General features: G+C 71.2%; 2 protein-coding genes. Both read left to right on the top strand.

The annotated features are described in order from the left end of the window. Positions 1-23 precede the first annotated feature (23 nt). The gene (locus tag MOV08_RS16425) at positions 24-9,197 is read left to right on the top strand and encodes a type I polyketide synthase (RefSeq protein ID WP_275307874.1); all 9,174 of its coding nucleotides are present in this window, start codon (positions 24-26) and stop codon (positions 9,195-9,197) included. 38 nt (positions 9,198-9,235) lie between these two features. Then, positions 9,236-14,773 (top strand): type I polyketide synthase, encoded by a 5,538-nt coding sequence (locus MOV08_RS16415; protein WP_420834168.1) that lies wholly within the window; start codon positions 9,236-9,238, stop codon positions 14,771-14,773. The last annotated feature ends 25 nt before the right edge of the window (positions 14,774-14,798 follow it).

Below are 14,798 nucleotides of genomic sequence, written 5' to 3'. Positions count from 1 at the left end.
GGAACGTCGAGGAGTTCGGGTAGATGGCCGACGAAAAGAAGCTCGTCGATTACCTCAAGCGGGTTACCGCCGATCTGCACCAGACCCGGCAACGGTTGCAGGAAGTCGAGCAGGCACAGCACGAGCCGGTCGCCATCGTCGGAATGGCGTGCCGCTTCCCCGGCGGTATCGCGTCCCCCGACGACCTGTGGCGGTTCGTGACGTCCGGCGGCGACGCGATCTCGGAGTTCCCCGCGGACCGGGGCTGGGACGTCGAAGCGCTGTACGACGCCGACCCGGAACTGGCCGGGAAGACCTACACGCGCCACGGCGGTTTCCTGCACGACGTGGGCGGGTTCGACGCGGACTTCTTCGGCATCTCGCCCCGTGAGGCGCTGGCGATGGACCCGCAGCAGCGGCTGCTGCTGGAAACCTCCTGGGAGGCGCTGGAGCGGGCCGGGATCGACCCGGGCTCGTTGCGGGGCAGCCGTACCGGCGTGTTCGCCGGCGCGATCGCCCAGGAGTACGGTCCGCGGCTGCACGAGGCGCAGGACGGCACAGAGGCCCACCTGTTCACCGGCACCACGACGAGTGTGGTCTCCGGCCGGGTCGCCTACACGCTGGGCCTGGAAGGCCCCGCCGTCACCATCGACACGGCGTGCTCCTCCTCGCTGGTCGCACTGCACATGGCCGTCCAGTCGGTGCTGCGCGGCGAGTCCTCGCTGGCGCTGGCCGGTGGCGTCACGGTGGTGTCCACGCCGGGCATGTTCCTCTCGTTCAGCAGGCAGCGCGGGCTGGCCCCCGACGGCCGGTGCAAGGCGTTCTCCGCCACGGCCGACGGGTTCGGCCCGGCCGAGGGCGTCGGCATGCTGGTGCTGGAGCGGCTTTCCGACGCCCGCCGCAACGGGCACCGGGTCCTGGCGGTCGTACGCGGCTCGGCGGTCAACTCCGACGGCGCGAGCAACGGGTTGACCGCGCCCAACGGCCCGTCGCAGGTCCGGGTCATCCGGGCGGCGCTGGCGAACGCGCGACTCTCGACGCGCCAGGTCGACGTGGTCGAGGCGCACGGCACCGGCACCACCCTCGGTGACCCGATCGAGGCGCAGGCGATCATGGACACCTATGGGCAGGACCGCGCCCACCCCCTGCTGCTCGGCTCGTTGAAGTCCAACATCGGGCACGCCCAGGCCGCCGCCGGTGTGGGCGGTGTGATCAAGATGGTGCTGGCCCTCCAACACGGTGTGCTGCCCAAGACGCTGCACGTCACCGAACCCTCGACACACGTCGACTGGTCGACCGGTGCCGTCTCCGTGCTGACCGAGCAGGTGGAATGGCCGCAGACCGGCGAGCCGCGGCGTGCCGGGGTGTCCTCGTTCGGCATCAGCGGCACCAATGCGCACGTGGTGCTGGAGCAGTCGCCCGCGGCCGAGACGTCCCCGGAGCCTGTTGCGTCCGGCGTACTGCCCTGGGTGCTGTCGGCGCGCGGCGAGGCGGCGCTGCGTGACCAGGTCGCCCGTGTCCTGTCCCATGTGGACGACAACCCCGGGCTGAACCCCGTGGACGTCGGCTTCACCCTCGCCACCGGCAGGTCCTCCTTCGAGCACCGCGCGGTGCTGATGGCGGCCGACGCCGCCGACTTCCGGAAGGGCCTGGCCGGACTGGCCCGTTGCGTGACGGAACCCGGCGTGGTGCAGGGCACCGTGGCGGACCACCGTGCGGTGTTCGTCTTCCCTGGTCAGGGTTCGCAGTGGGTGGGCATGGCGGTGGAGCTTTTGGACTCCTCGCCGGTGTTCGCGGAGTCGATGCGGGCGTGTGCGCAGGCCCTTGCACCGCATGTCGAGTGGTCGTTGTTGGATGTGCTGGGCGACGCTGAGGCGTTGGAGCGGGTTGATGTTGTTCAGCCTGTGCTGTTTGCGGTGATGGTGTCGCTGGCGGCGTTGTGGCGTTCGTACGGTGTTGAGCCGGCCGCTGTGGTGGGTCATTCGCAGGGTGAGATTGCTGCTGCGTGTGTGGCGGGTGCGTTGTCGCTGGAGGATGCCGCGCGGGTTGTTGCGTTGCGGAGTAAGGCGCTGCTGGCCCTGTCTGGTCGCGGCGGCATGGTGTCTGTCTCGCTGCCGGTTGATGAGGTCACCGGGCGTCTTGAGCGGTGGGACGGTCGGATCTCCGTCGCTGCGGTGAATGGCCCGGGTTCGATCGTCGTCTCCGGCGACGTTGACGCGCTGGACGAGCTCCTGGCCGACTGTGAGGAGTCCGGGGTCCGGGCTCGCCGTATCCCGGTGGACTACGCGTCCCACTCGGCGCATGTGGAGGAGATCCGCGACGAGCTCCTGACGATCCTCGCGGGCATCGCTCCGCGCCCGTCGCAGGTGCCGTTCTTCTCGACGGTGACGGTGGAGCGGATCGACACCAGCGTGCTGGATGCCGAGTACTGGTATCGCAACCTGCGGCAGACGGTCCGGTTCGAGGAGACCGTGCGTGCCTTGGCCGATCAGGGCCACGGGGTGTTCGTCGAGATCAGCCCGCACCCCGTGCTTGCCGTGGCCGTACAGGAGACCGCTGAGCGGGCGGTGGCCGTCGGTTCGCTGCGCAGGGGCGAGGGCGGCTTCGCACGCTTCCTGGAGTCCCTGGCCGAGGCGCATGTGCACGGCATCGACGTCGACTGGTCGGTGATGTTCCCCGGTGGTCGCCGGGTGGAACTGCCGACGTACGCCTTCCAGCGGCGGCGCTACTGGCTGGAGAGCACGCACCCCACGACCGCGCAGGACCCGGTGGACGCCCGGTTCTGGGACGCGGTGGAGCGCGCGGACGTGGCGGAGCTGACCGCCACCCTCGGCATAGCGGCCGAGACCCCGATGACCGAGGTCGTACCGGCGTTGTCGGACTGGCGTCGGGGCCGCCACCAGTTGGCCGCCGCGGAATCCTGGTGGTACCGGGTGGTCTGGCGCCCGGCCGCCGAGCCCGCCGCCGCGGCACTGACCGGGTGCTGGCTGGTGCTCGTCCCGGCCGCGCTGGCCGAGGACGAACTGACCACCACCATCGGCGCTGCACTGACCGGACACGGCGCCGAAGTCGTGCTGCTGCCGGTGGCCGACACCGACCGCGCCGACCTCACCGAGCGCCTTCGCACCGTGTTGGCGGACGGAGCGCCGAACGGCGTGCTGTCCCTGCTGTCCCGCGACGGGCGGCTGTGGCCGAACGTGGTGGCCGCCCAGGCACTGGGCGAGGCCAAGGTGGACGCGCCGCTGTGGTGCGTGACGCAGGACGCGGTGGCCCCCGGACGGTCCGACCGGCTGCACAACGCGGACCAGGCACAGATATGGGGCTTCGGCCGGGTCTTCGGCCTGGAGCACCCGCAGCGCTGGGGCGGCCTGGTCGACCTGCCGGAGCTGGTGGACGACCGGACGCTCGCCAGGCTGGTCGGCGTACTGGCCCGGCGCGGCGGCGAGGACCAGTTCGCGGTCCGCGAGGGCGGAGTGTTCGTCCGCCGCCTGGAACACGCCGGTGGAGCGCGCGCCGCCCAGTCGTGGCAACCGCGCGGCACCGTCCTGATCACCGGTGGCACCGGTGCGCTCGGCACGGAGTTGGCGCGGTGGCTGGCCGCCAACGGCGCCGAGCACCTCGTGCTGGCCGGCCGCCGAGGTCCCGACGCGCCAGGCGCTGCCGAACTCGCCGCCGAGCTGGGCGACCAGGTGACCATCGCCGCATGCGACGTCGCCGACCGCACCGCGCTGGCGGCGCTGCTCGGCAGCATCCCCGCCGAGCGCCCGCTGACCGCGGTGGTGCACGCGGCCGGCGTGCTGGACGACGGGCTGCTCACCGCGCTCACCCCCGACCGGGTCGAAGCCGTGCTGCGTCCCAAGGTGGACGCCGCCCGGGCCCTGCACGAGCTGACCGCGGACCTCGAACTCGACGCCTTCGTCCTGTGCTCCTCGGTCGCCGGTGTCTGGGGCAACGGCGGCCAGGCGGCATACGCGGCCGCCAACGCGTTCCTGGACGCGCTGGCACAACAGCGCCGGGCGGCGGGTCTGCCCGCCACGTCGATCGCACTGGGCCTGCTCGCCGGTGGCGGGCTGGCGGAGGGCGCCGGCGAACAGCACCAACGCCGACTCGGCCTGCGTCCGATGGCACCCGGCACGGTCGCGTCCGCCCTGGCACAGGCCGTGTGCCGCAACGAGTCGGCGCTGCTGCTCGCCGACGTCGACTGGTCGACCTTCGTCCCGGCGATGGGTGCCGTCCGGCCGCTGTCCCTCGTGGACGAACTCCCGGAGGCGCGCATGCTGCCGGCCGCGGAGAAGGTGGAGCTGCGCGACTGGCTCGAAGGGCTGTCGGAAGCCGAGCAGCAGCGGTTGCTGCTGGAGCTGGTGCGTTCGCAGGTGGCGGCGGTACTGGGCCATGACCCGTCCCAAGGCATCGATGCATCGAGGGCCTTCCGCGAGCTGGGCTTCGATTCGCTGACCGGCGTCGACTTCCGCAACCGGCTCGGCGCGGCCACGGGTCTGACCCTGCCCGCCACCTTGGTGTTCGACCACCCCACCCCCATGGTGCTCGTGGACTTCCTGCGCGGTGAGATGCTCGGCCTGGCGCAGCAGACGCCCGCCGCCGCGGTCACCCAGGCAGTGGTCGACGACCCGATCGCGATCGTGGGCATGGCCTGCCGGTTCCCCGGTGGGATCGGCTCACCGGAGGACCTGTGGCGGCTGGTGTCCGAAGGCACGGACACGGTGGGCCCGTTCCCGTCCGACCGTGGCTGGGACCTGGCCGGGCTGTACCACCCGGACCCCGAGCACCCGGGCACCACCTACACCCGCGAGGGCGCGTTCCTGGAGGGGGTCGAGCGGTTCGACCCGGAGTTCTTCGGCATCTCGCCGCGTGAGGCGCTGGCGATGGACCCGCAGCAGCGGCTGCTGCTGGAGACCTCGTGGGAGGCGTTCGAACGGGCCGGGATCGACCCGACCTCGGTGCGCGGACGCCAGATCGGGGTGTTCGCCGGGACGAACGGCCAGGACTACGCCGAACTGCTCGCCGAGACCCCGGAAGGCGCCGACGGCTACCTGCTGACCGGCAACGCGGGCAGTGTGATGTCCGGCCGGGTCTCGTACGTCTTCGGGCTCGAAGGCCCCGCGGTGACGGTGGACACGGCGTGCTCCTCGTCGCTGGTGGCGCTGCACCTGGCCGCGCAGGCACTGCGCCAGGGCGAGTGCGAGCTGGCGCTCGCCGGTGGTGTGACCGTGATGTCCACCCCGGGCGCGTTCCTCAAGTTCAGCCGTCAGCGTGGGCTCGCGTCGGACGGTCGGTGCAAGGCATTCTCGGAGGCGGCGGACGGCACCGGCTGGGGCGAGGGCGTCGGGATGCTCTTGGTCGAGCGGCTCTCCGACGCCCGCCGCAACGGGCACCGGGTGTTGGCCGTGGTGCGGGGCTCCGCGGTGAACCAGGACGGCGCGTCCAACGGCCTGACGGCGCCGAACGGTCCGTCGCAGCAGCGGGTGATCCGCCAGGCACTGACCAACGCGGGGCTGACCCCGTCGGACGTGGACGCGGTGGAGGCGCATGGCACCGGCACCCGGCTCGGTGACCCGATCGAGGCGCAGGCGCTGCTGGCCACGTACGGCCAGGACCGGCAGGGCGACCGGCCGCTGTGGCTCGGTTCCGTGAAGTCCAACATCGGGCACACCCAGGCCGCTGCTGGTGTGGCCGGCGTGCTGAAGATGGTGTTGGCGATGCGGCACGGTGTGTTGCCGCAGACGCTGCATGTGGACGCGCCGTCGTCGAATGTCGACTGGTCCGCCGGTGCGGTGTCGCTGCTGACGGAGCGGGTTGACTGGCCTGAGGCGGGACGGCCGCGTCGGGCCGCCGTGTCGTCGTTCGGGGTGAGTGGCACCAATGCGCATGTGATCTTGGAGCAGGCCCCTGCCGAGGACGACAGTCAGGACGAGGTTGCTGGCGAGGCGCCTGCCGTTGCCGGTGGTGTGGTGCCGTGGGTGGTGTCCGGTAAGTCCGAGGCCGCGTTGCGTGCGCAGGCGGCGCGGTTGCTGTCGTACGTGGATGCCACGCCTGGGCTGAACCCGGTCGATGTGGGGTCCTCGTTGACGACGACGCGCGCCGCGCTGGGTCATCGTGCGGTGCTCGTCGGCGCGGGTCGGGACGACTTCCGCAGCGGGCTGGAAGCGTTGGCCTCGGGGCGTTCGGCCGCGGGCGCGGTGGTGGACCGGGCCGGCGAGGGCCGGTTGGCGTTCCTGTTCAGTGGTCAGGGTTCGCAGCGGGTGGGGATGGGGCGTGAGTTGTATGAGTCCTCTCCGGTGTTTGCGGCGGCGTTGGACGAGGTGTGTGGGCGGTTCGACGCCGATCTCGAACGTCCGCTGAAGGATGTGCTGTTCGGCGAGGGTGAGGGGGCCTTGCTGGATCAGACGGCGTATACGCAGCCTGCGCTGTTCGCTGTTGAGGTGGCGTTGTTCCGGTTGGTGGAGTCGTGGGGTGTGGTCCCCGACTTCCTCAGTGGGCACTCCATCGGTGAGTTGGCGGCGGCGCATGTCGCGGGCGTGTTGTCGTTGGAGGATGCCTGTGTGTTGGTGGCGGCTCGTGGTCGTCTGATGCAGGAGTTGCCGTCGGGTGGTGCGATGGTGGCGGTCCAGGCGTCGGAGGGCGAGGTCGCGCCGCTGCTGGTCGAGGGCGTGAGTGTCGCCGCGGTCAACGGTCCGACGTCGGTTGTCGTCGCGGGTGACGAGGACGCGGTTCTGGAGATCGCGGCCGGTTTTGAGCGGCAGGGTCGTAAGACCAAGCGGCTCGCGGTGAGTCACGCGTTCCATTCGCCGCACATGGACGGGATGTTGGAGGAGTTCCGCAAGGTTGCGGAGGGGCTGGCTTACGCGGCTCCGCGTATTCCGATTGTGTCGAATCTGACCGGTGCGGTGGTGTCCGGTGAGGAGATCGGTACTGCGGAGTTCTGGGTTCGGCATGTGCGTGAGGCTGTTCGGTTTGCTGATGGTGTCGGGGCGTTGGAGGGGTTGGGCGTTTCGACGTTTGTGGAGTTGGGGCCGGATGGTGCGCTGAGTGGTTTGGTGCAGGAGTGCTGTGTCGCCGAGGGGGTGGCGGCGGTTCCGGTGTTGCGTAAGGGCAGGGGTGAGGTGCGGTCGTTGTTGACCGCTGTCGCCTCCGCGTATGCGCGTGGTGTGTCGGTGGACTGGACGCAGGCACTGGGGAACGGCCGTCGGGTGGATCTGCCGACGTACGTCTTCCAGCGGGAGCGGTACTGGCCCGAGGTTCGGGTGCGGTCGGCTGCGGCGGAGAAGTCCACCGTGGACTCCTGGCGGTACCAGGTCACCTGGAAGGCTGTCGCCGGAGAGTCGGGCGCCACGCTGTCCGGACGCTGGCTGGTGGTACTGCCCGCCGGCGAACGGGAGGTCACCGCTTCGGTCATACGTGCCCTGGCCGAGCGCGGTGCCGACACCGTCGTCGTCGAGCCGGGTACCGAGGACCGCGCCGCCCTCGCAGCGCGGATGAGGGCCGAGACCGCCGGGGCGCCGTTCGCCGGAGTGGTCTCGATGCTGGCACTCGACGAGGAACCCGCCACAACAATGCTTCTGGTGCAGGCACTTGGCGATGCCGGTATCGCCGCACCGCTGTGGTGCCTGACCCGTGGTGCGGTGTCCACCGGCCCGGCGGACCGGCTGGCCAGTCCGGCGCAGGCGCAGCTGTGGGGTCTGGGCCGGGTGGCCGCACTGGAGCACGCGGACCGCTGGGGCGGCCTGATCGACCTGCCGGAAGCCCTGGACGACCGGATGGCCGAGTGGCTGGTGGGCGTGCTGAAGGGCACCGGCGAGGACCAGGTGGCGCTACGGGACTCCGGCGTGCACCTGCGCCGCGTGGTGCGGGCGCCGGCCGTCGGCACGTCGTCCACGGAATGGCGGCCGACCGGCACCGTGCTGGTCACCGGTGGTACCGGTGCGCTGGGCGCGCGGGTCGCGCGCTGGCTGGCCGAGAACGGGGCCGAGCACCTGGTGCTCACCAGCCGTCGTGGCGGCGACGCGGACGGGGCGGTGGAGCTGGAGGCCGAACTGCTCGCGCTGGGCGCCAAGGTGACCCTCGCGGCCTGCGATGTGGCCGACCGCGAGGCGTTGGCGGAACTGCTGCGGCAGCTGACCGCCGAGGGGTCCCCGATCCGGGCGGTGGTGCACACCGCCGGAGTGCCGCACTCCGGTGTCCCGCTCACTGAGCTGACCGCGACCGAGCTGGCCGGGGTGCTGTCGGCGAAGGCGGCCGGTGCGGCGAACCTCGATGCCCTGCTGGCCGACGAACCGCTCGACGCCTTCGTGCTGTTCTCGTCGGTCGCGGCGATCTGGGGCAGCGGTGGGCAGGCCGCCTACGCGGCGGCCAACGCCTTCCTGGACGGCCTGGCCCAGCAGCGCAGGGCGGACGGCCGGGTGGCCATGTCGGTGGCTTGGGGGCCGTGGGCCGGCGGTGGCATGGCCGCCGCGGGCGACATCGAGGAACAGCTCCGCCGCCGCGGACTGCCGGCCATGGCGCCGGACACCGCGATCGAGGCGCTGGCCGGGGCCTTGCGGCGACGGGACGACGTCGTCGCGGTCGCGGACGTGGACTGGGACCGGTTCCTGCCCGGTTTCACCACGGCCAGGACCAGCCCGCTGTTCGCCGAGTTGCCCGAGGCGTCGCGACCGGCGGAGTCGGAGTCGGGGACGGAAGGGGAGTCCGCCGGGTCGCAGCTGTCCCGGCAGCTCCAGGCACTGCCCGAGAACGAGCGGCACCGGTTGGTGCTGGAACTGGTGCGCGGGGAGGTCGCGAACGTCCTCGGCCATGCCCGGCCCGACTCCGTGGCGGCCGACCGCGCGTTCAAGGAGCTCGGCTTCGACTCGCTGACCGCGGTGGAGCTGCGCAACCGCCTGTTCCAGGTGACCGGGCTGAAGCTGCCGGCCACGCTGGTCTTCGATCACGCGACGCCGGTCGCGTTGGCCGAGCACCTGCGGTCCGAACTGGGCGCCGGGGACACCGGCACGCCCGGACTGGACGAACTCGACCGGTTGGAGGCGGCACTGTCCGCCGTGTCCGCTGACGACACCGCGCGGGCGGAGATCACCAACCGGCTGCGAACGCTGCTGGCCAAGTGGGACGTCCCGGTCGAAACGGATGAGGTCGAGCAGAAGATCAAGTCGGCGAGCGACGACGAGATCTTCGACTTCCTCGGCGAGGAGTTCGGCATCTCGTGACCGGACAGCGAAACGTTTTCTTTAGGGGGCTGGCGTAAATGGCGAACGAAGACAAGCTGCGGCACTTCCTCAAGGAAGTCACCACCGAACTGCACTCGACTCGCCAGCGCCTGCGCGAACTGGAGTCGGAGGAGCAGGAGCCCCTCGCCATCGTCGGCATGAGCTGCCGGTACCCCGGTGACGTGGAGTCGCCGGAGGACCTGTGGCGCTTGGTCGACGAGGGCCGGGACGCGATCACCGGGTTCCCGGACGACCGTGGCTGGGACGTCGAAGCCCTCTACGACCCGGACAACGAGCGGCCCCGCACGACGTATGCGCGTGAGGGTGGCTTCGTCACCGACGTCGCGGACTTTGACGCCGAGTTCTTCGGGATCTCGCCGCGTGAGGCGCTGGCGATGGACCCGCAGCAGCGGCTGCTGCTGGAGGCGTCCTGGCAGGCCCTCGAAGGGGCCGGGATCGACCCGGCCTCGTTGCGCGGCAGCCGGACCGGGGTGTTCGTCGGGGTGTCCTTCTCCGGCTACGGCGCGAGCATGCACCAGGCGCCGGGCGGCACCGAAGGCCACCTGCTGGCCGGGAACGTGACGAGCGTGGCGTCCGGCCGGATCGCCTACACGTTCGGCTTCGAAGGCCCTGCGGTGACGGTGGACACGGCGTGCTCCTCGTCGCTGGTCGCGCTCCACCAGGCAGGTCAGGTGCTGCGTCAGGGCGAGTGCGGTCTGGCGCTGGTCGGCGGGGTCACGGTGATGCCGACGCCCACCGTCTTCACCGAGTTCAGCCGTCAGGGCGGGCTCGCATGGGACGGTCGGTGCAAGTCGTTCGCGGAGGCGGCGGACGGCACCGGCTGGGGCGAAGGCGTCGGAATGCTGCTGGTCGAGCGGTTGTCCGACGCCCAGCGGAACGGCCATCCGGTGCTCGCGGTGGTGCGTGGCACAGCCATCAACCAGGACGGTGCGAGCAACGGACTGACCGCGCCGAGTGGCCCTGCCCAGCAGCGGGTGATCCGCCAGGCACTGGCCAACGCGGGGCTCACCCCGTCCGATGTGGACGCCGTCGAGGCGCACGGCACCGGGACGACGTTGGGCGACCCGATCGAGGCGCAGGCGCTGCTGGCCACGTACGGCCAGGACCGGCAGGCCGACCGGCCGTTGTGGCTCGGCTCCGTGAAGTCCAACATCGGGCACACCCAGGCCGCCGCCGGAGTCTCCGGCGTGATCAAGATGGTGCAGGCGCTGCGGCATGGTGTGTTGCCGCAGACGCTGCATGTGGATGCGCCGTCGTCGCACGTCGACTGGTCGTCGGGCGCGGTGTCGCTGCTGACGGAGCGGATCGCCTGGCCGGAGACCGGCGACCCGCGACGCGGCGCGGTCTCCGCCTTCGGGGTGAGCGGCACCAATGCGCATGTGATCTTGGAGCAGGCCCCTGCCGAGGACGACAGTCAGGACGAGGTTGCTGGCGAGGCGCCTGCCGTTGCCGGTGGTGTGGTGCCGTGGGTGGTGTCCGGTAAGTCCGAGGCCGCGTTGCGTGCGCAGGCGGCGCGGTTGCTGTCGTTCGTGGATGCCACGCCTGGGTTGAACCCGGTCGATGTGGGGTCCTCGTTGGCGACGACGCGTGCTGCGTTGGGTCATCGTGCGGCGGTGGTGGCCGAGGACGTCGCGGAGTTCCGGGAGGGGCTTGCCGCGTTGGCTTCGGGTGCTTCGGCGTCCGGGGTGGTGCGTGGTGTGGTGTCCGAGGGCCGGTTGGCGTTCTTGTTCAGTGGTCAGGGTTCGCAGCGGGTGGGGATGGGGCGTGAGTTGTATGAGTCCTCTCCGGTGTTTGCGGCGGCGTTGGACGAGGTGTGTGGGCGGTTTGATGCCGATCTCGAACGTTCGCTGAAGGATGTGCTGTTCGGTGAGGGTGTGGGTGCCTTGCTGGATCAGACGGCGTATACGCAGCCTGCGCTGTTCGCTGTTGAGGTGGCGTTGTTCCGGTTGGTGGAGTCGTGGGGTGTGGTCCCCGACTTCCTCAGTGGGCACTCCATCGGTGAGTTGGCGGCGGCGCATGTTGCGGGTGTGTTGTCGTTGGAGGATGCCTGTGTGTTGGTGGCGGCTCGTGGTCGTCTGATGCAGGAGTTGCCGTCGGGTGGTGCGATGGTGGCGGTCCAGGCGTCGGAGGGCGAGGTCGCGCCGCTGCTGGTCGAGGGTGTGAGCGTCGCTGCGGTCAACGGTCCGACGTCGGTTGTCGTTGCCGGTGACGAGGACGCGGTTCTGGAGATCGCGGCCGGTTTTGAGCGGCAGGGTCGTAAGACCAAGCGGCTGCCGGTCAGTCATGCGTTCCATTCGCCGCACATGGACGGGATGTTGGAGGAGTTCCGCAAGGTTGCGGAGGGGCTGGCTTACGCGGCTCCGCGTATTCCGATTGTGTCGAATCTGACCGGTGCGGTGGTGTCCGGTGAGGAGATCGGTACTGCGGAGTTCTGGGTTCGGCATGTGCGTGAGGCTGTTCGGTTTGCTGATGGTGTCGGGGCGTTGGAGGGGTTGGGCGTTTCGACGTTTGTGGAGTTGGGGCCGGATGGTGCGCTGAGTGGTTTGGTGCAGGAGTGCTGTGTCGCCGAGGGGGTGGCGGCGGTTCCGGTGTTGCGTAGGGGCAGGGGTGAGGTGCGGTCGTTGTTGACCGCTGTCGCTTCCGCGTATGCGCGTGGTGTGTCGGTGGACTGGTCGCGGGCGCTGGGGAACGGCCGTCGGGTGGATCTGCCGACGTATGCCTTCCAGCGGGAGCGGTACTGGTTGGACTCCGGTGTGGATGTGGCGGATGTGTCGTCGGCGGGTTTGGTGTCGGCGGAGCATCCGTTGTTGGGTGCGGCGGTGGAGTTGCCTGAGGGGTTGGTGTTCACCGGGCGGTTGGCGGTTTCGACCCATGGGTGGTTGGCCGATCACGTCGTGATGGGTTCGGTGTTGTTGCCTGGTACCGCGTTTGTGGAGTTGGCGGTGCATGCCGGTGTGCGGGTCGGTTGTGGTCTGTTGGAGGAGCTGACCCTTGAGGCGCCGTTGATCCTGCCGGAGCGGGGCGGTGTCCAGCTGCGCGTCACCGTCGGCGAACCGGATGAGTCCGGCCGGTGCTCGCTCGCTGTCCACTCACGTGCCGAGAACGGCGCGACGACATGGACCCGCCATGCGTCCGGCGCGCTGAACGCGGCCGCGCAGCCGGTACCCGTCGTGCCGGGCGCCTGGCCGCCCGCCGATGCGGAGGCCGTCGACCTGGCCGGTCTCTACGACGACCTGGCCGCGGCCGGACTCGGCTACGGACCGGCGTTCCGCGGGCTGCGCGCGGCGTGGCGGCGCGGCGACGAGGTGTTCGCCGAGGTCGCCCTGCCGCAGGCCAACCAGGCCGACGCGGCCCGGTTCGGGCTGCACCCCGCGCTGCTCGACGCCGCACTGCACGCGGTGCGGTTGGGGGATTTCTTCGCCGGCTCCGACGGCGCCCGTCTGCCCTTCGCCTGGCGTGATGTGTGCCTGCACGCCGCAGGTTCCGGCGCCGTGCGCGTCCGTATCGCGCCTGCGGGCCGGGATGCGGTGTCGCTGACCGTGTCGGATCAGCTCGGCCGGTCGATCGCCTCCGTCGAGTCGCTGGCGTTGCGGCCGGTCTCGGCCGAGCAGCTGCGTGCGGCCGACGCGGCGACGCGCGACGCGCTGTTCCGCGTCGACTGGACGACGGTGCCGACGTCGCCCGCCACGACGAGCCGTTGCGCCGTCGTCGGGAACGACGACTTCGGGCTCGACACAACCCGGTACGCGGACCTGGCCTCCCTTGCTGCGTCCCAGGCGGCTGGTGGTGGGTTGCCGGAGCTGGTGTTCGTCGCCGGAGAACCCGGTGCATCAGGTCACCCCGGTGCATCAGTTCAACCCGGTGCATCCGGTGCATCCGGTGAGCGCGGCGACGACGCGCACGCGGCGGTGCATCGGGCGCTGGCGATGGTGCAGGAGTGGCTGGAGGAGGAGCGGTTCGCCTCGTCCCGGCTGGTCGTGCTGACCCGGGGCGCGGTGGCGACCGGCGCTGACGGGGACGTCGCCGACCTCGGCGGCGCCGCGGTGTGGGGTCTGCTCCGCGCGGCACAGTCGGAACACCCGGGCCGGTTCGTGCTGGTGGACCTCGACGAGCACGCGGCCTCGCGTGGCCTGCTGCTCGCCGCGGCGGCCAGTGGTGAACCACAGCTGGCCGTCCGCCAGGGCGCCCTGTACGCCCCCCGACTGGCCAGGGTGGCGCCGCCCGCCGAAGGCATCCGGCGGCCGTTGGACCCGGCGGGCACCGTGCTGATCACCGGCGCCACCGGTGCGCTCGGTGGGCATGTCGCCCGCCACCTGGTGACCGCGCACGGCGTTCGGCACCTGCTGCTGACCAGCCGACGTGGCGAGGCCGCCGCCGGTGCGGCCGAACTCGTCTCAGAACTGGCCGAGTTGGGCGCCAGTGCCCGGATGGCGGCCTGTGACGTCGCCGACCGGGACGAGCTGGCCGCACTGCTGGACGGAGTCCCCGAAGCGCACCCGCTGACCGCCGTCGTGCACGCGGCAGGCGTGCTGGACGACGGTGTGTTGGAGTCGCTGACCCCGGAGCGGATCGACGCGGTGCTGCGGCCGAAGGTGGACGCGGCGCTGCACCTGCACGAGCTGACCCGCGACCTCGACCTGGCCGGGTTCGTGCTGTTCTCCTCGGCGTCAGCCACCTTCGGCAGCGCGGGCCAGGGCAACTACGCGGCGGCGAACGCGTTCCTCGACGCGCTCGCCGTCCGCCGCCGGGCGCTGGGCCTGCCCGCCGTGGCGCTGGCGTGGGGACCGTGGGCGGACGGCGGCATGGCCGACGCCTTGGACGAGGCCGATCGCGCCCGGATGGCACGCCTCGGCATGGTGCCGCTCTCCGCCGACCAGGGACTGGCGCTGCTGGACGCCGCGCAGTCCGTCGACGAGGCGGTGCTGGTACCGATCCGGCTCGACACCGCTGCCCTGCGCACCAAGGCAGGCGGGGTGCCGGCCCTGCTGCGCGGCCTGATCCGCAGCTCGGCGCGGCCGACGGTCAGTACCACCGAAGGCCCCTCGCTCCGCGAGCGGCTGGCCGCACTGACCGACGCGGAACAGGACCGACTGCTGCTCGACCTGGTCCGTACGCACTCCGCCGCCGCCCTCGGCCACAGCACGTCGCACGCGGTCGACGCCGGGCGCGGATTCCTGGAGCTCGGCTTCGACTCGCTCACCGCGGTGGAGCTGCGCAACGGACTCAGCGCGGCCACCGGACTGCGACTGCCCGCCACCCTGCTGTTCGACTACCCGACGCCGAGCGCCCTCCGCGACCATCTGCGCGCGGAGCTCGCACCGCAGGAAACGTCCGTCGCCGCGCCGGCACTCGCCGAGCTCGACCGGCTGGAAGCCCTGCTCGCGGCCGTCCCGGGAGACGACGACGCACGCACCGCGATCACCACGCGGCTGCAGCGCCTGCTGTCGAACTGGACCAGCCCCGGCGAACAACCGGAACACACCACCGACGACCTCTTGTCGGCCAGCGCCGAGGAACTCTTCGACGTGCTCGACCGAGAGTTCGGCAGGTCCTGACGTGATCAACGCACACCGCCCCACC

The organism is Streptomyces yunnanensis, assembly GCF_029011865.1.
Taxonomy (GTDB): domain Bacteria; phylum Actinomycetota; class Actinomycetes; order Streptomycetales; family Streptomycetaceae; genus Streptomyces; species Streptomyces yunnanensis.
Note: the sequence above shows the minus strand (reverse complement) of the source record. Positions and strands in the feature narration are given on the sequence as shown.

Excerpts from the sequence above, each read along its gene's own strand:
- MOV08_RS16425 (WP_275307874.1), top strand. The coding sequence starts at position 24 with ATGGCCGACGAAAAGAAGCTCGTCGATTACCTCAAGCGGGTTACCGCC.
- MOV08_RS16415 (WP_420834168.1), top strand. The coding sequence starts at position 9,236 with ATGGCGAACGAAGACAAGCTGCGGCACTTCCTCAAGGAAGTCACCACC.